The sequence below is a fragment of the Chengkuizengella sediminis genome (assembly GCF_010078385.1).
Taxonomy (GTDB): domain Bacteria; phylum Bacillota; class Bacilli; order Paenibacillales; family KCTC-33759; genus Chengkuizengella; species Chengkuizengella sediminis.
The window spans coordinates 150246-172936 of sequence record NZ_SIJC01000003.1 but is presented as its reverse complement, the minus strand read 5'-3'; the positions used below and the strand labels follow the sequence as shown (position 1 = coordinate 172936).

At 34.8% G+C, this 22691-nt stretch carries 25 protein-coding genes and 1 pseudogene; 21 read left to right on the top strand and 5 right to left on the bottom strand.

The window, feature by feature from the left end; all coding sequences use genetic code 11:
- Positions 1-39: 39 nt before the first annotated feature.
- Genes ligD through ku form a run of 3 tightly spaced genes read right to left on the bottom strand, consistent with a single transcriptional unit; the run spans position 40 to position 2739 of the window.
- On the bottom strand, positions 40-927 hold the full coding sequence (ligD, locus tag EPK97_RS08050; RefSeq protein ID WP_162036109.1) for a non-homologous end-joining DNA ligase: 888 nt from the start codon (positions 925-927) through the stop codon (positions 40-42).
- An 18-nt stretch (positions 928-945) separates the two neighbouring features.
- Positions 946-1884 carry an ATP-dependent DNA ligase gene (locus EPK97_RS08045; RefSeq protein ID WP_162036108.1) on the bottom strand — a complete coding sequence of 313 codons (939 nt, stop codon included), beginning with the start codon at positions 1882-1884 and terminating at the stop codon, positions 946-948.
- A gap of 18 nt (positions 1885-1902) precedes the next feature.
- On the bottom strand, positions 1903-2739 hold the full coding sequence (ku, locus tag EPK97_RS08040; RefSeq protein ID WP_162036107.1) for a non-homologous end joining protein Ku: 837 nt from the start codon (positions 2737-2739) through the stop codon (positions 1903-1905).
- A 256-nt stretch (positions 2740-2995) separates the two neighbouring features.
- Here ku and EPK97_RS08035 point away from each other — a divergent pair, with 256 nt between their 5' ends.
- The 9 genes from EPK97_RS08035 to EPK97_RS22555 all read left to right on the top strand — a co-directional run bounded on the left by EPK97_RS08035 (position 2996) and on the right by EPK97_RS22555 (position 11377).
- The gene (locus EPK97_RS08035) at positions 2996-3196 is read left to right on the top strand and encodes a hypothetical protein (RefSeq protein WP_170295490.1); all 201 of its coding nucleotides are present in this window, start codon (positions 2996-2998) and stop codon (positions 3194-3196) included.
- 59 nt (positions 3197-3255) lie between these two features.
- Entirely contained in the window at positions 3256-3438 is a 183-nt protein-coding gene (locus tag EPK97_RS08030; protein WP_162036106.1) for an H-type small acid-soluble spore protein, read from the top strand.
- 798 nt (positions 3439-4236) lie between these two features.
- Complete coding sequence (gene thiL / locus EPK97_RS08025; RefSeq protein ID WP_162036105.1) at positions 4237-5262, top strand: thiamine-phosphate kinase; 1026 nt, start codon at positions 4237-4239, stop codon at positions 5260-5262.
- Between the two features lie 19 nt (positions 5263-5281).
- Positions 5282-5767 (top strand): tRNA (adenosine(37)-N6)-threonylcarbamoyltransferase complex ATPase subunit type 1 TsaE, encoded by a 486-nt coding sequence (gene tsaE / locus EPK97_RS08020; RefSeq protein WP_162036104.1) that lies wholly within the window; start codon positions 5282-5284, stop codon positions 5765-5767.
- Positions 5764-6522, top strand: coding sequence for a tRNA (adenosine(37)-N6)-threonylcarbamoyltransferase complex dimerization subunit type 1 TsaB (gene tsaB / locus EPK97_RS08015; protein WP_162036103.1), 759 nt, complete (start codon positions 5764-5766; stop codon positions 6520-6522). Before tsaE ends, tsaB begins: the two co-directional genes overlap by 4 nt.
- 38 nt (positions 6523-6560) lie before the next feature.
- On the top strand, positions 6561-7025 hold the full coding sequence (gene rimI / locus EPK97_RS08010; RefSeq protein ID WP_240903733.1) for a ribosomal protein S18-alanine N-acetyltransferase: 465 nt from the start codon (positions 6561-6563) through the stop codon (positions 7023-7025).
- Positions 7022-8035, top strand: coding sequence for a tRNA (adenosine(37)-N6)-threonylcarbamoyltransferase complex transferase subunit TsaD (tsaD, locus tag EPK97_RS08005; protein ID WP_162036101.1), 1014 nt, complete (start codon positions 7022-7024; stop codon positions 8033-8035). The genes rimI and tsaD overlap by 4 nt, the downstream gene beginning before the upstream one ends.
- Positions 8036-8846: 811 nt before the next feature.
- Positions 8847-11096, top strand: coding sequence for a hypothetical protein (locus EPK97_RS08000; protein WP_162036100.1), 2250 nt, complete (start codon positions 8847-8849; stop codon positions 11094-11096).
- Positions 11097-11287: 191 nt separating this feature from the next.
- Positions 11288-11377, top strand: a complete 90-nt coding sequence (locus EPK97_RS22555; RefSeq protein ID WP_420826781.1) for a putative holin-like toxin — start codon at positions 11288-11290, stop codon at positions 11375-11377.
- A 192-nt stretch (positions 11378-11569) separates the two neighbouring features.
- On the opposite strand, the gene EPK97_RS07995 is transcribed toward EPK97_RS22555, so the two are convergent.
- A complete protein-coding gene (locus EPK97_RS07995) occupies positions 11570-13501 on the bottom strand; it encodes an ABC-F family ATP-binding cassette domain-containing protein (protein WP_162036099.1) in 1932 nt (643 codons plus the stop codon).
- A gap of 212 nt (positions 13502-13713) precedes the next feature.
- Here EPK97_RS07995 and EPK97_RS07990 point away from each other — a divergent pair, with 212 nt between their 5' ends.
- The 9 genes from EPK97_RS07990 to groL all read left to right on the top strand — a co-directional run bounded on the left by EPK97_RS07990 (position 13714) and on the right by groL (position 20770).
- Positions 13714-14541 carry an endonuclease/exonuclease/phosphatase family protein gene (locus tag EPK97_RS07990; RefSeq protein WP_162036098.1) on the top strand — a complete coding sequence of 276 codons (828 nt, stop codon included), beginning with the start codon at positions 13714-13716 and terminating at the stop codon, positions 14539-14541.
- Positions 14542-14726: 185 nt separating this feature from the next.
- On the top strand, positions 14727-15323 hold the full coding sequence (locus tag EPK97_RS07985) for a 5-formyltetrahydrofolate cyclo-ligase (protein WP_276609480.1): 597 nt from the start codon (positions 14727-14729) through the stop codon (positions 15321-15323).
- Between the two features lie 122 nt (positions 15324-15445).
- The gene (moaC, locus tag EPK97_RS07980; RefSeq protein WP_276609479.1) at positions 15446-15928 is read left to right on the top strand and encodes a cyclic pyranopterin monophosphate synthase MoaC; all 483 of its coding nucleotides are present in this window, start codon (positions 15446-15448) and stop codon (positions 15926-15928) included.
- 16 nt (positions 15929-15944) lie between these two features.
- Positions 15945-16439: a molybdopterin adenylyltransferase gene (gene mog, locus EPK97_RS07975; protein WP_162036095.1), complete on the top strand. Its 495-nt coding sequence runs from the start codon at positions 15945-15947 to the stop codon at positions 16437-16439.
- Complete coding sequence (locus tag EPK97_RS07970) at positions 16436-17452, top strand: molybdopterin-binding protein (RefSeq protein ID WP_162036094.1); 1017 nt, start codon at positions 16436-16438, stop codon at positions 17450-17452. The genes mog and EPK97_RS07970 overlap by 4 nt, the downstream gene beginning before the upstream one ends.
- 38 nt (positions 17453-17490) lie before the next feature.
- Positions 17491-17745, top strand: a complete 255-nt coding sequence (gene tatA, locus EPK97_RS07965) for a twin-arginine translocase TatA/TatE family subunit (protein ID WP_162036093.1) — start codon at positions 17491-17493, stop codon at positions 17743-17745.
- A gap of 14 nt (positions 17746-17759) precedes the next feature.
- On the top strand, positions 17760-18515 hold the full coding sequence (tatC, locus tag EPK97_RS07960) for a twin-arginine translocase subunit TatC (protein ID WP_162036092.1): 756 nt from the start codon (positions 17760-17762) through the stop codon (positions 18513-18515).
- Between the two features lie 290 nt (positions 18516-18805).
- A complete protein-coding gene (gene groES / locus EPK97_RS07955; protein ID WP_162036091.1) occupies positions 18806-19087 on the top strand; it encodes a co-chaperone GroES in 282 nt (93 codons plus the stop codon).
- 36 nt (positions 19088-19123) lie between these two features.
- The gene (groL, locus tag EPK97_RS07950) at positions 19124-20770 is read left to right on the top strand and encodes a chaperonin GroEL (protein ID WP_162036090.1); all 1647 of its coding nucleotides are present in this window, start codon (positions 19124-19126) and stop codon (positions 20768-20770) included.
- Positions 20771-20847: 77 nt separating this feature from the next.
- Here the strand turns inward: groL and EPK97_RS07945 are convergent.
- Positions 20848-21168: pseudogene (locus tag EPK97_RS07945) on the bottom strand (tyrosine-type recombinase/integrase); the annotation flags it as partial.
- On the opposite strand from EPK97_RS07945, the gene EPK97_RS07940 reads away from it, so the two are divergent.
- The 3 genes from EPK97_RS07940 (at position 21106) to EPK97_RS07930 (ending at position 22595) form a co-directional block, all read left to right on the top strand.
- A complete protein-coding gene (locus tag EPK97_RS07940; RefSeq protein WP_162035956.1) occupies positions 21106-22047 on the top strand; it encodes a hypothetical protein in 942 nt (313 codons plus the stop codon). The pseudogene EPK97_RS07945 and the gene EPK97_RS07940 overlap by 63 nt on opposite strands.
- On the top strand, positions 22047-22181 hold the full coding sequence (locus tag EPK97_RS07935) for an XkdX family protein (protein ID WP_162036089.1): 135 nt from the start codon (positions 22047-22049) through the stop codon (positions 22179-22181). The genes EPK97_RS07940 and EPK97_RS07935 overlap by 1 nt, the downstream gene beginning before the upstream one ends.
- Positions 22182-22457: 276 nt before the next feature.
- Positions 22458-22595 (top strand): hypothetical protein, encoded by a 138-nt coding sequence (locus tag EPK97_RS07930; protein ID WP_162036088.1) that lies wholly within the window; start codon positions 22458-22460, stop codon positions 22593-22595.
- Positions 22596-22691: the final 96 nt, after the last annotated feature.

Below are 22691 nucleotides of genomic sequence, written 5' to 3'. Positions count from 1 at the left end.
TTATGAAAGTATTTTCTCCAAATATCACTACAATATGTATTAGTTGGATAGGTAATCTAATAAATGGTTAAGCTGTTGAGGTTTAACCTTTTGTATGATGTCTCCTTCTTTTTTTAAGCGATTCTCGATATTTAAAAGATTGAAATCCGAAGGATGTAAATCTTTATTGATTTCATGCCAGTGAAGTGGGGTAGATACAGGGGCATGCTCTCGGGCTCTTGGTGTATAGGGGGCAGCTAATGTTTTCCCTTGACAATGTTGTAAATAATCAATATAAATGAGCTGCTTTCTATTTTTTTTGAGTCGTTCAATGGTAAATAAGTTTGGATGTTTTTGGACTAAGTATTCGCTAATAAACTGTCCAATTTTCCTTAGTTGATCAAAGCTATATTTTTGTTCAATAGGGATTACGATTTGGATCCCAGTTGCTCCAGAGGTTTTAGGTATAGATTGAATATGCAGCCTGTCCAGAAGCTCGCCAATGAAAAGGACCGCATCTATTAATCTAGGTTCATTTTCCATAGAGGGGTCGATATCTATAACCCACTCGACGGGTAAGGATTGATTAATGTAATGAAAGGAGGGATGAAATTCTAGGCATGCTAAATTACCTAGCCATAATAAAGTAGCTACGTTATCCAAGTTTACATACTGAATATTATGTAAATTTGCTGTTTTTACAAAATCAGGGGTCGGCTCAGGACAATTTTTTTGATAGAAAAAAGTCTTATCATTATATCCATGTGGAAATCTTATCGTAGTTAAATATCTACTTTTACAATATTTCAGGAGGAAAGGAGCTAACAGTATTAACTTATGTAAATATTCGATTTTCTGAATGTTTGGCCATAAAGGTTTGCTTGGATTTGAAATAAGGATCTCATGGCCTTCTACCATCAAAGGTACTTTTTCTGTTACATTAGACATGAACTTCCCTCCATTAAACTAATACAATTTATTGATATCAATGTACTCAATTTGAGGGTGACGTAATACCCCAGAAGATGTAATTTCTAATCCTTTGACTTTACACGGAAAAGGTTTCTTCAACCATACAATATGATCCCCTTTTAAATCTATAGGCAAAGAAATGAATGTGGGATCATTTGACTGATGTAATTTCGAATATAATAGAAGAGCTTCTTTCCATTGTTGATTTAATCCCGAGGAAACCTTTCCAAAATAGTATCCCTCTCGTACCATGACTAAACTTGAAAGCAGCTTTCCTTTGGTTGTGATTGCTGCGATTTCAACGTCAAAGGATAAGTTCGTTTTTTTCTTAAACCAGTCGTTATGTTTTTTCCCTTCTTGATAAGAACTGCTTAATCTTTTACTGACAATACCCTCCCATTGATGCGTATTGACCCAATCCCATAAAACTTGACCATCATCAAATAAATCTGTAACAAAAAGGGAGGTAGTGGTTTCATTAAAAAGTGTTTTCAGCTTCTGATAACGTTCCATGTAAGTTTTTTTTCTCCAATCTATACCATCGAGATAGAGCAGATCAAAAAGAACATAAGAAACAGGGTATTTGTTTTGTATGATCCCACTTTTGTTTTTTTCTCTTTGTAAGACTTTTTGAAAATTAGGTTTTTGAGTCTCTTGATCAAAAACAATCACTTCTCCATCAAGTAAAATTGAATCTTTCTCTTTTGTCTGAAGATTGGATTGGAAAACTGAAGTACTAAAGAGTTGTACAATCTCTGGGTACGTATCATTTTTAACGGTTAATTTTTTAGAGTAAAGATTTACTTTTCCATCCTGAATGAAAGTTAAAATTCTGACTCCATCCCATTTAAGTTGGTAACCCCACTCATCTCCTAAAGGGATCTGTTCATTTAAGATGGGTGACATTGGTTTTTTTGGAAGCTGTATCGTCATAAAGCTTTCCTTCATTTGTTAAGAAACTGTTTCTGTTTTTTTTGGTTTTGTTTTTTTAGATGCTTTTTTGCTTTGTGATTGATCCCCTGTATCCATTGCATTTAAACTGGCTTGTAGAGCTGTCATCAAATCAATGACGTCAGCAGTTTGCTGTTTCGGTGCAATTTTGATCTCTTCTCCAGAAACTTTACTTTCAATTAACTCTAATAACTGACCTCTGTAATCATCGTGATATTTTTCAGGTTCAAAAGGTTTAGTTAATTGTTCAATTAGCATTTTAGCCATAGATAATTCGTTTTCTTTGACGTTTACATTTTCAGGAAGATTAGGAATTTTTTCAACGGCTCGAATTTCATCAGGATAATAGATGGTTTCCAGCGTGATACATTTGTCTATTACTCTTAAAGCTGCAAGACTGCTTTTAGAACGAATAGAGATTTTAGCAATTCCTATTTTCCCACTTTCCTTCATCGCTTCTAACAACAGAGAATACGCATTTGAACCCGTTTCTCCAGGTGATAAATAATACGTTTTTTGAAAATAAATGGGGTCGATTTCCTCTAATTGCACAAAATCCAGAATCTGTATTTCTTTTGTTGTTTCAGAATCAAGCTGCTCTAACTCTTCTTTTTCGAAAAGAACAAACTTCCCTTTTTCATATTCGTATCCTTTTGTTATTGACTCCCATTCTACTTCTTCATCACAATGTTTACATTTTCGAACATAACTGAGTGGGGTTCCACAATTTTTGTGAATATACCTCATAGATATACTTTTATCTTCCGTTGCTGAGAACATTTTGACTGGCACATGTACAAGTCCGAAGCTTATGGCTCCTTTCCACATTGTATGCATTAAACATTCCTCCTCTATTTGCTATTATGGTTATTTAAGTCATCACCTTAAAAGTTCGTTAGTCTGCGAATTTTCATTATTCTTTTACTCATTATTTACATTGCGAAATAAAATTAACCGTATCAGTGTGGTTTCTAATTTGATGATAAAAATAAAGGGGAGTGGGTATCATTTAAACAAGGGATTGCTTGATAAATATACATCGTATATAACGAATGGGCATCCCATTCATTTAAATAAAGGGAGGTAAATTATTTTGACTAAAAAAAATCAAACTGAAAGTAATGAAGAACAAAATGAAGGAAGAGAAAATCATTTTATGGATATTGATCGCATGGTGAACGAAGGGTTAGGTGGGGGACAAGTGACCCAGCAAAATGGACTCATCGATGAATCAACAACGGATACAATGGATGATGAAAAGAATGATATTAAAGAAAAATCTTTCGGTGAATGAGGGACTAAGTCTTCTTGTTACACAGCACGGACAATAATCGTTGATCTAGGAGGTTTAGTATGGATATAGAAAGAGCACAGGAGATATTTGATTCAGAAGCAAAAATTAATGTGTACTTAAATGGAAAGGAAATATGGATTGATAAGGTTGATCAGGTAAACAACTGCGCAAGTATTCACGAAGTAAATAACCCAAATGAACAAGAAACCGTAGAAATCACAAAATTAAAAGAACTGCAATAAGTAAACTCGTTAAAGCAATACTTATCCGAAGAAGGATTTCTTAGTAACTTATATATTCAACATATTTTGAATATCGGCGATGTGGATCAGAATTCGGTTCGCTGTAATAGGAACTTCTGAACTTCTTCAGATAGATGGTCATTCTTTGGCGCTTGATTGACAGTTATAGAATCCCGAATGAGGGAATCATGACATCTAACTTTGAAAATAGCGGGATTTGAGGGTCTTATTTATGTATTTTCCATATTTTTTTGAAAATAGCGGGATTTGAGGGTCTTATTTTAGCTGAAAATGGTTTTTTCATGATATTTTGGAGTGAAATCATTGAAATAAGACCATTGATTACCGTTATTTTACAAAAGTAGTCTGTTTTATCACATATAAGACCCTCATTTCCCTTTATTTTTTGCTTTTAAATCTTCGAAAGGGCACCGATAGGTAGTCTATTTAACAAAGAAGACTTCACTATCAAAATATTGCTCTTGAAAATGCAACATCTTTTTAATTTGTTTCCTCACCATCACCAGCCATAGTACCTTCGATATATCCATAATTTACAGAATAATAAACATCAAAATTTGGATGTTTTGAACCTAATGGTCTATCTACTATACGGTTACTCTTTTGTGAAGATAATCTAAATACATTCCACTACACATCTCCTTTAGCTGTACAAATCCATTATACACACCCAACCTAATTTGGTTGTAAGTTTTATCATAACTACACTTTTCGGGATGTTTTATTTATAATTAGAGGCAGCAAGAAACATGAATGTTTAGTTAGTAGGTGATTTCCTTGAGTTCATTAGATGAATTTGCATTAATTCAATCTTTAAATTATAAAAAACAATCCAAACATTTTCAACATAAACTGGGTGTCATAAATGGTATAGGGGATGATGCTGCTGTTGTACAAACCCGTAAAGGTTCGCAGCTTGTAATGAGCTGTGATACGATGGTGGAAACGATTCATTTCAATTCATATACGATGTTAGATGAAGATGTTGGCTATAAAGCGCTGGCTTCCAATTTAAGTGATGTAGCTGCAATGGGAGCTGTACCAAAGTATGCGCTCATTTCTTTAAGCATACCTAAGCACTATTCTACCCTTCGATTAAAAAAAATATATAAAGGACTTTATGCATGTGCAAATCAATTTGAGATTGCAGTTATAGGTGGTGATACAACCAAATCACCCAAACATTTAAATCTCTCAATTACTGTAATTGGGGAGGTTGAGTCAAATCAGGCCCTGTTACGTTCAAATGCGAAGGTGAATGATTTAGTTTTCACCACTGGTTATTTAGGGTGCTCAGCCGCAGGATTGGATTACTTATTGGCAGCGAAACAAAAACAACTCACCCTTGATCAAATTCCTATGAACTTTCGTCTACTTGTACAAGAGCATAGAAGACCAACGCCTCAAATTAAAGCAGGTCGCATTCTTTCAATATCTAAACGATGTCATTCCTTAAATGATGTCAGCGACGGACTATCAAGTGAAGCTGAGGAGATTAGTGAGGCTTCTAATGTAGGGATTTTATTAGATGAAGTGAAGTTACCTGTACATCCCAAATTAAAGGAGTATGGTCATTCCACTGGTAAGAACCCCATAGATTGGATTTTGTATGGTGGGGAGGACTATCAATTGCTTGGAACGGCTTCAAAAGCGAATGTGATTGAGCTACATAGTCGCTTTCAACAACATGGGATCCCATTTTTCATTATAGGAGAAGTCGTAACTCAAAAAGGTGTACAGATGAAAGACCGATACGGTAATATAAAAAAAATACATAAAAAAGGGTATAATCATTTTAATTAGATAGGCTGGAGTGAATACATTGAATCAAACAAGCAGTTTTCAATTTCATGCTTTAATAGAAGAAGATACGAAGCGGCTAGCTCAAGAAATTGCAAAAAAAGTACAAGCAGGGAATGTGATTACATTAGATGGGGACCTTGGAGCAGGTAAAACAACATTTTCTCAGGCGTTTGCAAAGGAAATGGGGATCACTGAGATCGTAAACAGTCCGACTTTTGTGTTAATTAAAGAATATCAAGGTCAGGAGCTGCCTTTGTATCACATGGATGTTTATCGCTTATCTATAGAAGAAGCTGATGAATTAGGTTTGGAAGAATATTTTTTTGGAAATGGTGTTTGTTTAGTTGAGTGGTCAAGTAAAGTTACTGAACTTCTTCCAGAACATCGTTTGGAATTATACATTACGCATTTAGGTAATCAAGAGCGAAAATTTGAGATTACTCCAAAGGGTGAGTTATATGTAACTTGGTGTGAAAAGTTGAAAAACAGTGGGGTGATTTCATGAAAACAGATCAAACATCCGATAACATCATGCTCGCTATGGATACTTCAACTGCAGATCTCACTGTTGCGGTATTACAAAATGATCAATGTTTAAAAGAAATTCGAGTGAAAGCGGAAAGAAGTCATTCAACACAATTGATACCTTGTATACAAAAATTGCTCAGTGATGTGGATCTCAAGATGAAAGATTTGGACTGCATTGCAGCTGGACATGGTCCAGGTTCATATACGGGAGTTCGAATAGCGGTTACGGTTGCAAAAACACTAGCGTGGGCATTAGATATCCCTTTATTTGGAGTTTCCAGTTTAGAAGGTTTATCTTATGGACTTTATCGGGATATGAAACAGAGTGAAATGGGTGAAAATGAAGCGTTTCCCTGGATTATTCCAATATTAAATGCGCGAAGAGGACAAGTATACACAGGGGTATATGAATTTAAAGAACATGGGAGATCAAATAGATTACCTGATGGTATAAGGTTGATGGAAAAGTGGATTGAACAAATCCATGATCAGCTTCAATCACAATCCTCTTCAAAACAAATTACATTTGTGGGTGATGTTGATGATTTTAAATCCGAGATATCCACATTAGAAGAGATTTCTGGTCAAAAAGTGAACTGTTTTGAAAAACATATGAATGCTTATGATATTGGACTTTTGGCTTTAAGCCAATGGGATCAAAGTAAAATAAACGAACCACATCATTTTATACCGAACTATACACAGTTGACTGAGGCAGAAAGAAATTTATGATAGGAACCCTACATAAGGTTGTTGAAAGGAAACAAACCATGGAACGAGTAAGTCGATCGATGACGATATCTGATATTGAGCAAGTTTATGAAATAGAATCTGAGGTGTTTACTACCCCTTGGACGGCGCAAGCTTTTTATAATGAGCTTTTGAACAATCATTTTGCAAAATATCAAGTGATTGAAGTAGATGGGAACATTGCTGCATATGGTGGTATGTGGACAGTGATAGATGAAGCACATATTACGAATATTGCAGTCCGTAATCAATATCGAGGACAAAAATTGGGTGAACAATTACTTCAGGAAATGAAAGAAAATGCATTGGCACTAGGAATGAAGAAAATGACTTTGGAAGTAAGAGTATCTAACGAAATTGCGATTCATCTTTATAAAAAATTAGGATTTTATGAATCAGGCATTCGTAAAGGATATTACTCAGATAATCATGAGGATGCACTGATTATGTGGATAGATCTGAACCAAAAGGATGGAGCAAAATGACAATTACAATTTTAGCAGTAGAAACGAGCTGTGATGAAACGTCTGTGTCCATAGTACAAAATGGAAAAAAGATATGTTCGAATATTGTTTCAAGTCAAATGGAAACACATGAGAAATTTGGGGGGGTTGTTCCTGAAATTGCTTCAAGGAAACATGTTGAAACGATAACTTTAATCATAGAAGAAGCGATTAAACAAGCCAATTTAGATGTAAAAGATTTATCAGCTGTGGCTGTGACTCAGGGTCCTGGTTTAGTTGGAGCTTTAATTGTAGGCATGGTTGCAGCAAAAGCTTTTGCATGTGCTTTTGATCTACCTCTGATTGGAGTCCACCATATTGCAGGTCATATATATGCTAACCAGTTAGTACACGATTTAGAATATCCTTTAATGTCGTTAGTTGTATCTGGTGGACATACTGAATTGGTTTATATGGAGTCACCTGGATCATTTGAAATTATAGGACAAACACGTGATGATGCAGTGGGAGAAGCTTATGATAAAGTAGCTAGAGCGTTAGGTTTACCATACCCAGGAGGTCCATATGTGGATAAACTAGCACAGGAATCTGATGCAGAAATTAAATTACCCAGAGCTTGGTTAGAAGCAGGTTCATATGATTTTAGTTTTAGTGGGTTAAAATCCGCCGTTTTATCTGTAATCAATCAAGCAAAAATGAAAAGGGAAGTTTTAAATAAAGCACAGATAGCTCTCGGTTTCCAAAATTCAGTGATTGATGTTTTAGTTGAAAAATCGTTAAGAGCAGTAAGACAATACGATGCGAAACAGCTGTTATTAGCAGGAGGTGTAGCGGCGAACAAAGGATTAAGGGAAGCATTACAAGCCCGTTGTGACAAAGAGGGAGTTCCTTTACTCATCCCACCTCTAGATCTTTGTACAGATAATGCGGCGATGATAGGTGCAGCAGCTTTCTTAAAATGGGAAAAACAAGACTTCAGTTCGATGGATTTGAAATCGGAAGCTCGTCTTTCTTTAGAAAACTGGATGTGAAATGATTAAAAGGTAATAGAAATGCTTGTCATAAGTAAGTTATAATAAAACTAAATTTTATAAAGCATTTTTTTTATTTTAAAGAGGTGATTGTATGTTAGGGACTGTGATTTTGATATCAATTTTATATATTCCTATTTTTTACAGAATACACAAAAGGATACGATTGTTAGAAGACGAAGTAAGAAAATTAACAAATGGTGATAAAGATTTTTATTGAAACTACGAAAAGACGCATGAATGCGTCTTTTTTGTTTTTGTTTAAGTAAAACAACATTTAAGTTATTCTTTTTCATTTGATGAATTATTTAAAGCGTTTGCTCCTACGATAATCAATATCAGGTAAATGATGATGACAAGAAAGAGAGAGGTTCCCAATGATACGATGAAAACACCTCCAGAAAAAGTACATTTTCCATGTGAATATAATATCCTTTATTTTCTAAAACGAGCACTTAGTAGAATATGATTATATCAATTCAATATTATACTAGATCTGTGTAATAACACGGATAGTTCACAAATTATCCACAATGTTATCAACAGGGTGTGTATAATGTGGAAAAGTACTTCGATCTATTGTTATTGCTGAATCATGGATGTGATGAAAATATAGGATAAGTTTTACACAGCAAATTGTGGATAATGTGGATAAATTGAAATGTTGTGTAAAAAGGCTGTAAAATCGATGTAAATCGACATGTTTCTTTGGGGATAAGGTTGTGGATAATGTGGACAGTATGTATCCCTTTGGAATTGGAGATGATGATGAAATACGGTCGGCTGTTTTTTGAAACAGAGGTGAATTAATTTGTGGAAAAAAATATTTATATCAATTCTTGTCATATTTACGTTCAATATGGTTTTTTTAGTTTTTGAAGAAATTTCAGCTTCTACATTTACAGAAAAAGAAAAGAATAAAGTGATTGTGGTATCCATCCCTAGTTTATCGTTTTATGAGTTTTCCACAGAACAGTTACAAGCTCTGCCTTCATTTTCTTTTTTATTTGAACAAAGCAGGGTGGGCGCTGTGAATATGCGTACAAGCGGAACTAATATTAATGATGTATATGTAACACTAGGTGCAGGTGTACCTACGGAAAGTAGATCCGATATTAAAGCACTCAATGTGGATGAAAAAATAGATGAAGAGAGTGCACAAGTATTATATTTTCGTTATGTTGGCAGTTTACACACAGATGAAGAGATTTTAGTGCCTGAAATCTCTTTATTGTATGAGATGAATGAAAATAATCGTTATCAAACACAAATTGGTTTGTTAGGAGAAACTTTGAAACAAAATGAAAAAAATATTTTTGTGTATGGTAATCGAGATAGGGGGATCGTTTCGAATGAATCATACGACGGGAGAAAAAGATCGGTCGCTCTAATGTTAATGGATCAATGGGGGTTAATTCCTTATGGAAACATAGGAGCAGAAACCTTAACTATGAATGAAAATAGACCCTTTTCAATACAAACGAATTATCAATGGATTTATGAACAATTGAGTAATGTGAAGACAAATTCCATGATTTTGATTGAATTAGGAGATTTAGATCGTTTATATGTGGATAAGTCATATTATTTACCAGAGCGTTTTCAACAGTTAAAACAAGAAATCTTAAAAGAAATGGATAAATTCTTAGGAAAAATCATAACTGAGATGAATCCTGAAGATGCATTGTTCGTGTTTTCACCGCAAGTACATCGTGATGCAAAAGAGGAAAAGCTGTTGTTAACACCAATTATTTATTACGATCATCAAATTACCCCTGGATTACTCACTTCATCTACAACAAAACGAAACGGAATTCTTTCACATGTGGATATCGCTCCAAGTTTGTTGAATTTTTTCCAAATCTCTATTCCAGTTGAAATGATGGGAAATATAATGATATCTGAAGATAATGATCAGAAAGATATACATTGGCTTGCTCAAGAGTTAGTGAAAATTCAAAACATATATCAGTTAAGACCAAAGCTGTTATATTCATTTGTTACATTTGAAGTGATCGTATTAATAGCTAGTTTATTTGTCGTTTTAAGAGGTTGGAATCAAGGGATGCAATTCATTAAACCATTTTTGTTATCATTACTTATAGCCCCACTTGTCATGCTTTGGATGGGGTATTTTTCAGGACTATCTAGTTTCATTCAAATTGTATTTTTTCTTTTAGTTACCTTTTTACTAAGTATGATGTTTCAGTATTTCTCGATAATTTTGATGCTTACAATCATTAGCTTTTCTACTTCCTTCATGATTTTATTGGATGGTTTATTTGGTGCCTATGCTATGAAACATTCTGTATTAGGATATGATGTGATGATAGGTGCTAGATATTATGGGATTGGAAATGAATTTATGGGGGTTCTGATCGGATCAACTGCGCTTGCAGCTACCATGATTTTTCATATGACTTACTTGAAATATGAAAGGGTTACAAAATGGTTGATTACAAGTTATTTTTTGATTGTTATATTCTATTTAGGAGCTCCTTTTTTAGGAACAAATGCTGGAGGTACAATCACTGCAATTGTAACATTTTCTATATTGTGGATAAGGTGTTTTAAAGAAAAATGGTTGAGGTCCATTCACTGGATGAAGTTGGCTGTTTTTTGTGGGATATTAGGGTTTGTGTCGTTGAGTGTTCTTTGGGTATTAAATGACGTTTTGATTACTGACCAGAATAAAGTGAGTCACATCGGAAAAGCGATGAATGGATTATTTGGGGGAAATGTGCAACAAACTTTAGATATTGTGATCAGGAAGATATCTATGAACTGGCATCTAATACAAGTGTCAGCATGGAGTAAAGTATTTTTAACTAGTTTAGTTGTGATTGTGTTGTTTGTATTAAAACCAAAAGGGAGGTTTCAGAAATGGCATGATAAATATTATTCTTTAATGATTGGCTTTTCTTCAATAACAATTGGTACCATTGCAGTATTTTTCTTAAATGATTCTGGTATCGTAGCGGCAGCTACCATGATTGTGTATGTAGCTATTCCGATGTTGTTGTTGAAGTTGAATGATGGAGATAATAAAGTAGAGATTTAGTTGTAGACTTGACCACTTTCTAAAATTACATTTTATAGGATATTTTAATGGAAAGTTAGGTAATTAAAATGGATTATTAGATAGAAAATAGATTCCATTATGGATATTCCATTATATAGAAGTAGTGGTATAATATAATAGTTACAATAGTTGGTATAGGGCGGTAGGCTAATCCTCTTTTAAAGGAGGTGATGCTTATGACTGTATATGAATCTATTTCTTTGATGATTACGTTTGCAATTCTTGTAGTTGCAATGCTGTCATTTCATAAAAAGAAATAGACCGCCCTCGACCAAAGGCTGCGGTCTATTTTTGATCTCGGCTTACCGTTTATATAACGGCTATTGTACAAAATCCCCGTAGATGCACCAACATCTGCGGGTTTTTATTATTATATGGATCTCTTAATCACATTATACATTATAATATTTACTAACGGCAACTATAATATGGTTAAATTTGTGAATTTTCGATCACAACAAGGTTTCCCATTCCTCATAATCTTCCTTCAGCTTTACCTTTTTTTGATCCATCAATTCTGTTTTTTCCTGAACCAATACATAATCATTAAATATTTCAGGGTCTGCCAGGTCTTTTTCAATTTCACTTATTTCCTCTTCAAGGTCATGAATGGATTTTTCTAAGGCTTCAATTCTTCTGGTACGATTACGTTCATCTCGTTTTTTCTGCTTATCTAATTCATATGAGTTCTTATTATTATTTTCCGGATCGTCATTATTATTGTTATGAACAGGTTTTGAGTTTTGTTCTTCTAATTTCTCTTCTTCAAGTTCAGCTTTTTTTTCGACATAATCATCGAAATTTCCCAGGAAATGTGTCATACCATTGGGAGAAAGCTCGAATACTTTTTCTGCAAGTTTATTTAAAAAATAACGGTCATGTGAAATAAATAATAACGTTCCTTCATAATCCATTAATGCAGATTCTAGTACTTCTCTACTAAATAAATCAAGGTGATTGGTGGGTTCGTCCAAAATGAGCACATTTGCGTTCAGTAACATTAGTTTTGCAAGTGAAACTCTTGCCTTTTCTCCTCCACTTAAGGAACTAATTTTTTTTAGAACATCATCCCCAGAGAATAAAAAATTCCCTAATACCGTTCTTATTCGTTTTTCCTCTAAATGTGGATATTGATCCCAAAGTTCATCAAGTACAGTGTTATTTTCGTTTAAATTTTTTTGTTCTTGATCATAAAAGCCAAGTTTAATGTTTGATCCCCAATCAATGGTTCCTGAAGTAGGATTATATTTTTTTATTAACGTATTTAATAAAGTAGACTTTCCAGTTCCATTAGGTCCAATCAAAGCTATAGAGTCCCCTCTGTATAAGTGAAAGGTTACATTTTTAAATAAAGGGGTGTTTTCTTCAAATTCAAAAGATAAATCGTTAACCTTCAACACATCATTTCCTGTTCTCTTGTCGACTTGAAAAGTGAAATGTGCTTTTTTTAACCCTTCTATTGGTTTATCAAGCACTTCCATTTTTTCCAATGCTTTTCGACGGCTCTGTGCTCTTTTCGTAGTGGATGCTCTAGCTAGATTTTTCTGAACAAAATCCTGCATTTTTGAAATTTCAGCCTGTTGTTTTTCATATTTCTTACTTTCAATCTCAAGATTTTGTGCTTTTAATTCTAAGTATCTTGTATAGTTCCCTGTATATCTTTTACTTGTTGTTCTTTCAATTTCATAAATGACATTCACTAGGGCATCAAGAAAATAACGATCATGCGAAACGACTACGACTGCACCATCATAAGAACGTAAAAAACTTTCCAGCCAAGATAAAGTGGTTAGATCTAAATAGTTAGTAGGTTCATCTAATAAAATGACGTCTGGAGATTGTAATAGCAGCTTAGCTAATGCTAATCTAGTTTTTTGCCCACCGCTTAAATTTTCGATTAGAGAATCGGCAGGGATTTTGGAGAAACCCATGCCATGAAGAATACCCCGTATGTTGGCCTCAATTTCATAACCCCCTTGCTCCTTAAAAGTATCTGAGAGTTTAGAATATTTCTCTAAAGTTTGTTCGTATAGTTTTGTGTTTTCAATGACCTGAGGATCAGACATTTGTTGCTCAAGCAAACGAAGCTCTGTTTCCATTTTTAGAACTTGTTCATATATCGATAACATTTCATTCCAGATGGTTTTATCAGAATTTAATCCGCTATTCTGTGCTAAGTATCCGATGCTAATCTCTTTGGCTTTAAAAATATCACCTGATGTTGGAGATAACTCTCCAGCGATAATTTTCATAAAAGTTGATTTACCAGCGCCATTTACACCCACAATGCCAATGCGTTCTTGTTTTTCTATTTGTATGGAAGCATTTGATAATATGGTTTCTATGCCATAACTTTTGCTTATATTAGATGCTTGTACAAGCATATTTTTACAACCTCCTGCAATACTTCTGCCTTCATATCATTTATATTATATATAAGAAACAATCAATAATTTAGTATTTAGTTTCTTTTCAGTGTAACTTAAATTCATCTTCACTTCAAAGCTATCACAAACTTACCAAATTTTATGATTAGGATAAGGGAACTAGCTCATGTATCATATAAAGAAAGAGAATAACTAGAGGGAGGATACATATGAAATCTAAGCCCTTTTGTAAACGCTTTCTATTTATTATATTACTCATTTTATTGACTTCTAGTTTTTCTTATCCTTCTACACGGGATATAAAATTAAGTTCAGAAAAATCAATACAGGTAGTGAGTGCGTCGTCTTCTGATTTCAACAATCAAATAGATGTAATGACCTATAATATAAGACATGCAAAAGGATTGGATGGCAGAGTGGATATAAATCGTATCATTTCGGTGATTGAGGATTCTGGTGCGGATATTGTCGGTTTACAGGAAGTCGACCGATTTCATATTCGAAGTGATATGGCGGATCAAATAGAGGAAATTGCGGAAAGATTAAATATGTATTGGGCTTTTGTTCCTAGCTTACAGTTTAGCTTTATGGAGTATGGAAATGCAATTTTGAGTCGATATCCCATCATTACCAAGGAGATGATTTATCTAACAAATGACATTGAGGATCGAAGTGCCATATTAGTAGAAATAGAAACACCACTTGGTTTAATAGAGATCATAAATTTGCATTTTGGGTTAACGTACGAGGAAAAGGAATCACAAATGACTCAGATTATGTTACAGATACAAAACATAGAACACCCTATTATTTTAATGGGAGATTTTAATATGACATCAGATAACTCACTTATGCAAGATTTAACTGATACTTGGCAAAGCTCCCGTACTGATTCCGCAACTGTTTTAAGTGGCTTAGAGATAGATTATATTTTTGCAAATAATGGATTGCTCATTTTAGATAGCTGGACGATTGAATCTGATGCTTCTGATCACATGCCTGTTGTAGCAGAGGTTTCAGTCACAGAGATGTATTGAGATTGAATATATTCTGATGCTCACAAATGCCACTTCCAGTACAATGTTAGAGAAACATCTGGTTTAACTCCTTTTTCAAATAGGAGTTTTTTTGTGTTATACATGATAAAATAACGATAGTAATACATATAAGTCCGTGTAAAAACAACCTCTATAATAATTTAAGTGGAAAGGTCATTTGATTTATGTCCATAATAAATGAGAAATTAGAATTGAGAAATAAAATGCTTCAAGTCCGATCTCAAATCACATTAAAGGAAAGGACAACAAAGTCGATACAAATCTGCAGTCATATCACTAGGTATGTTGAGAGAGTGTTAAATATGCAACAACCTATTAACATAATGATGTACATGCCTTTTAAAAATGAAGTGGATATAACGTCATTAATGGATTGGTGTTGGAAATCAGGTGGGACTGTTTTTCTTCCGAAGGTTGTTCAAAATAATGAAATGGAAATTCATTTGATAAAAAAGCTTAATGATGTTGAAGTAGGGAAGTTTGGAATATTGGAGCCTAAATCAGATACGGATACCTGTCACGATATATCTCAAATTGAAGTTGTGATTGTTCCGGGAATTGCTTTTAATCAATCTGGTGGTAGATTAGGTTTCGGTGGTGGATATTACGATCGTTTTTTTTCACGTTATGATAAATTAGGTTTTAAAGAACCGTTTAAAATAGCTGTTGGCTATGAAATTCAAATTGTGGAATACGTGCCTATAGAAGTACATGATTATATGATGGATCAAGTAATTACAGAAAAAGGAGCACTATTGTAGTAAACGTTATATACAATCAGAAAGATGAAGTAAATTTAATCTTCATTTAATGAATTTGTAACATGTTTAGCAGTTAAATATTTTAAAATTAAGATAGAATATAAATGAAGGAGAAATGCCATTTGGAAGAAGGAAAAACATTTACCCATATGAATGAACAAGGAAGAGCACGAATGGTGGATGTTTCAGAGAAAGATCAAACTAAAAGAACAGCGCTTGCAAAAACTTCGATGAAGATGGAGTCAACTACATTAACTGCCATCAAGGAAGGGAAAATAAAAAAAGGCGATGTCCTGGCTGTAGCGCAGGTTGCAGGCATTATTGCTGCTAAAAAAACAAGTGAATGGATTCCCATGTGTCATCCAATTCCGATAACGGGTATTGATATTCGTTTTTCAGATAATGACAAGGACGAATTGTATATTGAAGCTATTGTGAGTACAATAGGAAAAACAGGAGTTGAGATGGAAGCATTAACGGCTGCATCTGCAACGGCTTTAACAGTATACGACATGTGCAAAGCATTGGAAAAGTCTATTGTCATCGGACCCACTTATTTAGCTGAAAAAACGGGCGGTAAAAGCGGAGATTATCATAGGTTGTAAATGGAGGTGGGGACCAATGAGCTGGAAAGTAGCCATTTTAACAGCAAGTGATAAGGGCTCCAGAGGAGAAAGAGAAGATATTAGTGCTCAGGTGATCAGGGAATTAATTGAAGAAGAGATGAATGGAGACATCGTCCAATATAAAGTTGTTCCTGATGAGCAACATATGATCAAAAATACACTGATTGAAATGGCAGACCAACACGCAGCAGATTTAATTTTAACAACAGGTGGAACTGGTTTTGCCCAAAGGGACGTCACACCAGAAGCTACTCTGGAAGTAATTGAAAAACAGGTTCCTGGATTTGCTGAAGTCATGAGATCAACCTCTATGTTAAAAACGAGGCGTGCGATGTTGTCCAGAGCTGCATCGGGCATACGTGGCAAAACTTTAATTATTAACTTGCCTGGCAGTCCGAAAGGTGTGCATGAAAATTTGCAAGCGATCATTGATCAACTACCTCATGCTTTAGGTATTCTTACAGGTGTGGAGGGAGAACATAAATCATGACAAAAGATGACATGCTGCTGGAAGTTCGTACAGAGGATGCTATAGGAATGGTATTGGCCCATGACCTGACTCAAATTATTCCAGGTAAATTTAAGGGGAGAATATTTAAAAAAGGGCATGTGATTCAAAAAGACGACATTCCTAAGCTGCTTGATATTGGCAAGGAACATATCTATATTCTAAATTTAAAAAACGGTTATCTTCATGAAAATGAAGCAGCCATACAGATGGCGAACTTATTGTATGGGGAAAATGTCGAATTGAATGAACCTAGAGAGGGAAAAGTAAACATAAAATCCAAAATCCATGGATTGGCTAAAGTCAATGGGGATTTAATTAATGAATTGAACCAAATTGATGAAATTGCAGTAGCTACTTTGAAAAATAACACAGTAGTTAAAGCAAATCAACCGATCGTTGGCACAAGGGTCATTCCTTTAATCGTAAACAAAGAGAAATTGGAACAGTTTAAAAAAACGATCGAACAATATAAATTAAAATACGGTAGTGACTCATTGATTCATGTGAAACCTTTTCGTCAAATGAAGGTGGGTTTGATTACAACTGGAGGAGAAGTATTTACAGGTCGAATTAAAGATAAGTTTGGCCCTATTGTAAAACAGAAGATTGCCAATCTAGGCTCTGAAGTCGTAGAACAGCGTTTTTCACCAGACCATGCTGAATCGATTATACAACATATTCAAGCCTTTAAGGATGAAGATGTTGATCTCATTTTAGTTACTGGCGGAATGTCTGTAGATCCAGATGATCGAACACCAGGTGCAATAAAACAAACGGGTGCAAATGTGGTGAGTTACGGAACACCGATGTTGCCTGGGTCTATGCTGATGATGGCTTATTTAGGTGATACACCTATTATGGGGCTTCCAGGGTGTGTGATGCATGATCCATTTACCTCTTTTGATGTATTGTTGCCTCGAATCTGTGCAGGTGAGAAAATTGAAAAGGAAGACATTACTATTATGGGCTATGGTGGATTATATCATTGTTAAGTTATAATATAGATATAAAAACGAAAGGAGGGATTCCCATGGGTCTTGGAGCCATTGGAATACCTGGGCTTATTCTGATTTTAATTATTGCATTAGTTTTATTTGGTCCAAATAAACTTCCAGAGTTAGGTCGTGCATTTGGCAAAACGTTAAAGGAATTTAAAAAAGGTGCAAATGGTATTTTAGATGAGGATGACAAAAAGAAACAGGATATGACACGTAAAGAGATCAATGAATCAGAAGTAACGCAAAGTAAAAATGAGAAGGAAGATAATAGAAGATTGCCTGAATAAGTTGGTGAGTAGAGATGAGTTCAAATCAAGATATGAATTTAGTTCAGCACCTAGGTGAATTACGCAAACGTATTATCTGGGTCGCTGTAGTATTAGTTGTTTGTATGGTCGCAGGATTTGTCATAGCAAGGCCTATCATCAATTATCTAATGGGGGCAGCTCCTGCTGATCTTAGTTTACATGCTTTATCACCTTGGGATTCTGTTCGCATGTATGTCAATGTAGCTTTTATTTTCGCATTGGTCATTTCTCTCCCCTTTACGTTGTATCAAATTTGGGCTTTTGTAAAACCAGGATTAAAACCGAAAGAGCAAAAAGCTTCACTTGCCTATGTGCCCTTTGCATTTTTAATGGTTTTAGTAGGGTTATCATTCGGTTATTTTGTTGTGTTTCCATTAGCATTTTTATTTACATCAACGATAACTGAAAGCTTGGGATTAATAGAAACGTATGGAATTAGTCAATATTTTTCTTTTATGTTTAACATATTATTACCACTCGCTGCCATTTTTCAATTGCCAGTAGTTGTCATGTTTCTAACGAAAATAAAAATATTAAATCCAAACCTCTTAAAAAAAGTAAGGAAGTTCGCATATTTTATACTTGTTGTTTTAGGCACTTTAGTCACTCCTCCAGATGCCATTACAGCTTTAATTGTTGCCGTACCTATGATACTTTTATATGAATTCAGCGTATTACTATCAAAAAGAGTATATAAGAAACAATTAGAGATGGATCGTGTTTGGGAAGAGGAATATGGGGAGAAGTAATGGATTTATGCGTAAAACACTATGCAGGTGCAAAAAAGCACATGGTATAGTGTTTTTTCTATACCCCAAAAAGTGAAGTGAACCAAAGATGTGGAATTCGGGTACTTTTCGGGGGCCCCGGAACCATATAATTTTTTACTCAAGAAAAAAAATTTACTAAAATCACTTGAAATGTCTTGGTAAAATGAGTATGATAAATAGTGTTGTTAGCACTATACGTATCCGAGTGCTAATAATACCAAAATAATGTAATTAACATTACATAATTATTTTAAGGAGGGTTATTACCTATGATTAAACCACTAGGTGATCGCGTAGTGATAGAAGCTGTTGCGAAAGAGGAAACAACAGCAAGTGGTATCGTATTACCAGATTCAGCGAAAGAAAAACCACAAGAAGGTAAAATTGTTGCTGTAGGAAGCGGTACTTTAAAAGATGGAGAACGTGTTCCTCTTGAAGTAAAAGAAGGAGACCTTGTATTGTTTTCTAAATATGCAGGTACAGAAGTGAAATTTGATGGTAAAGAATTATTGATCATGCGTGAAAGTGATGTTCTTGCAGTTTTAGCATAAATATAAACGGTTTAATTTGAGGAGGTAACATATAAAATGGCAAAACAAATTCAATTCAGTGAAGATGCTCGCAGAGCGATGCTTCGTGGTGTAGATGAATTAGCAAATGCTGTAAAAGTAACTTTAGGTCCAAAAGGGCGTAATGTTGTTCTTGAGAAAAAATTTGGTAGCCCATTAATTACAAATGATGGTGTTACTATTGCTAAAGAAATTGAACTAGAAGATGCATTTGAAAACATGGGTGCTCAGTTAGTTAAAGAAGTAGCGACTAAAACAAACGATGTTGCTGGTGACGGTACTACTACAGCAACTGTATTAGCGCAAGCTATGATTCGTGAAGGTTTAAAAAATGTTACAGCGGGTGCAAACCCAATGGTCATTCGTAAAGGAATTGAAAAAGCAGTTGCTGCTGCAGTAACTCAACTTCAAGAAATTGCGAAGCCAGTTGAAAACAAACAATCTATTGCACAAGTTGCTGCAATTTCTTCTGCTGACGAAGAAGTAGGTCAATTAATTGCTGAAGCAATGGAAAAAGTAGGAAATGATGGAGTAATCACTGTTGAAGAATCCAAAGGTTTTGTAACTGAACTTGAAGTGGTTGAAGGTATGCAATTTGACCGTGGATATATTTCTCCTTATATGATTACTGATACTGATAAAATGGAAGCTGTTTTAGATGATGCTTACATTCTAATTACAGATAAAAAAATTACTAACATTCAAGAGATCCTTCCAGTGCTTGAAAAAGTAGTTCAACAAGGTAAACCACTTGTGATTATGGCTGAAGACGTTGAAGGTGAAGCACTTGCTACTTTAGTAGTGAACAAGTTGCGTGGAACTTTTAATTGTACAGCTGTAAAAGCACCTGGATTTGGTGATCGCCGTAAAGCAATGTTACAAGATATTGCTGTATTAACTGGTGGTCAAGTGATTACTGAAGAGCTAGGTTTAGAATTGAAAAATACTGATATTTCTCAATTAGGACGCGCTCGTCAAATCGTTGTTCAAAAAGAAAACACAATCGTTGTTGACGGTGCTGGTGAAGCTGCTGATATCGGCGCTCGTGTACAACAAATCCGTAATCAATTAGAAGAAACTACTTCTGAATTTGATAAAGAGAAATTACAAGAACGTTTAGCTAAATTAAGTGGTGGAGTAGCGGTAATCAAAGTGGGTGCAGCTACAGAAACTGAATTAAAAGAGCGTAAACTTCGCATTGAGGATGCTTTAAACTCTACTCGTGCAGCAGTAGAAGAAGGTATCGTCTCTGGTGGAGGTACAGCGTTAGTTAATGTATTCAATGCAGTAGGTAATGTTCAAGCAGAAGGTGACGAATTAACAGGTGTTAATATCGTACTTCGTGCTTTAGAAGAGCCTGTACGTATCATTACTTCAAACGCAGGTTTAGAAGGTTCTGTTATTGTAGATCGCTTGAAAAAAGAAGAAGTAGGTATTGGTTTCAATGCAGCTACTAGTGAATGGGTAAACATGGTTGACGCTGGAATTGTTGACCCTGCTAAAGTGACTCGTTCTGCATTGCAAAACGCAGCTTCTGTTGCAGCAATGTTCTTAACTACAGAAGCAGTTATTGCTGACAAACCTGAAGAAAATGGTGGAGCTGCTCCTGCTATGCCTGATATGGGCGGCATGGGTGGAATGGGTGGAATGGGCGGCATGATGTAATAAGGGTGTAAAAACCTTGATACATCAACGTTTATGAGTCCTATCACCCTATCAAACCACCGAAAAAAACACCGATATTAGTCGGTGAGATTTATAGAGAGGTCTTTCATTAAGTTACTGAACTTATTGGAAGCCTCTTTTTTAATGTTCTTTGTCATGTGTGCGTATATGTCCATAGTAGTGTTAATATCTGAATGTCCTAATCGTTCTTGTATCTCTTTTATGTGTACGTTAGCTTCAATTAATAAGGACGTGTGAGTATGTCTAAATGAATGAGGTGTGACCTGTTTTTGTATAGATGTTTTCTTAAGTAGTCGCTGCATTCTGAATGATAAATGCTTAATTGTTTTGGGATAACCTTCATTTGTTGCAAAAATAAAGTCGTTGTCTTTGTAGAAAGGTTTGTTATCTTTCATTATCACTCCTTTGAAAATGTTTATTTAGAAGGGTTAACCAAGCAAGTTCCTGAAATCTCACAACGTCATAAAGTTGATTCAGATGGTAATCTATTGTATTTGCTTCCCCAGGAGCCAATGGAAATACAAGAAGAGTTCACTAAAACGATAGAAACAACAGAAATAACAGAAAATCCAGTGATGGTAAATACACCAACTCAAATTCCGATCTTTAACGATGATGGTACACAAAAACAGTATGAGCGTACCGTGAGAGGTGAAACAACAGAGGTTACAGATGAACCATTGATGGAAAAGGTTTGGGATGAAGAAAATGAAGTTTATAACGATGTTCACAAAGTCGATGAAGATGGAACCCTTTTATATTGGGGGCAAGTAGGAACTGGACAAATGATTAACTGTTATACCGTTGAACAAATTCTAAATCAAAAGGAAGATCCAGAGGGCAATCTATTATATTACAAAGAAGTAACTGAAACTAGCATCACCTATGAAGATCAGGAGCCACTAGAAATCACTCAAGATGATGAAAGGTGGACGGAAGAACTTGCGCCAGCTCTTGAAGATATTGAACAGATTAAAATGGTGAAGTTTGAGGACCAACCTTCTTTATTTACTTATGAAGATATTCTAAATGCTCCAAAGACTCCACTTACAGCAGAGCAAGAGATTGAATTGTTGAAATCTGAAAATGCCACACTTATCCTTGATTCATTACAAAAAGAGAGTCAAATAGAAGCTTTAGAGAGTGAGAATGCTACACAATTTCTTAATTCACTTGAAAAAGAAACCCAAATCGAAGAACTAGAAACAGAACTAGCAGGACTCACATTGTCATTAGTAGAGGGAGGTGTGATTTAATGGATTGGTTTAAGATCGTTCAAAGATATTATCCGAAGTATTATAGTAAAGAAAATGTAAAAGTATTTGTTGAACGAACAAAGATCACAGATGAACAATATGAACAAATCGTAGGTGAACCATACACAGTATAGGTTCTATTTTTATGTATGGACTTGGGTTAGAACACATTTTCAAACAAGCAAGTTACATGTCTATACAAAATGAAGGGGATGAACATAGAATATATCAACCTCCTAGTAATAGGAGGGTGTGCGCTCATATATATCTCTCTACGGTGTAAACCTCACTATTTATATAGTGGGGTTTTAATCTATGAAAAATGTGTACTTGCACTAGGATACCCGTCCATACAAAATAGATTCACTGAACATAGTATATACTACATCACTTTGAAAGGAGGAATTCTTATGAGTACTTACAAAGGTACAGGCGTAGCAATAATTTTAATCCTTTTCATTCTATTGGTTATTATTTTATTTAGTTACGGATTCGATCAAATAGTACGTAGAGGGGAATGTGCAGTAGCAGCATTGCAGTTCCTGTAGCAAAACTATGTAGATAACCACACTATTCATTTAATATAGTGGGGTTTTAATCTATGAAAAATGTGTACTAGCACAAGGACACTCGTCCAGTCAAAA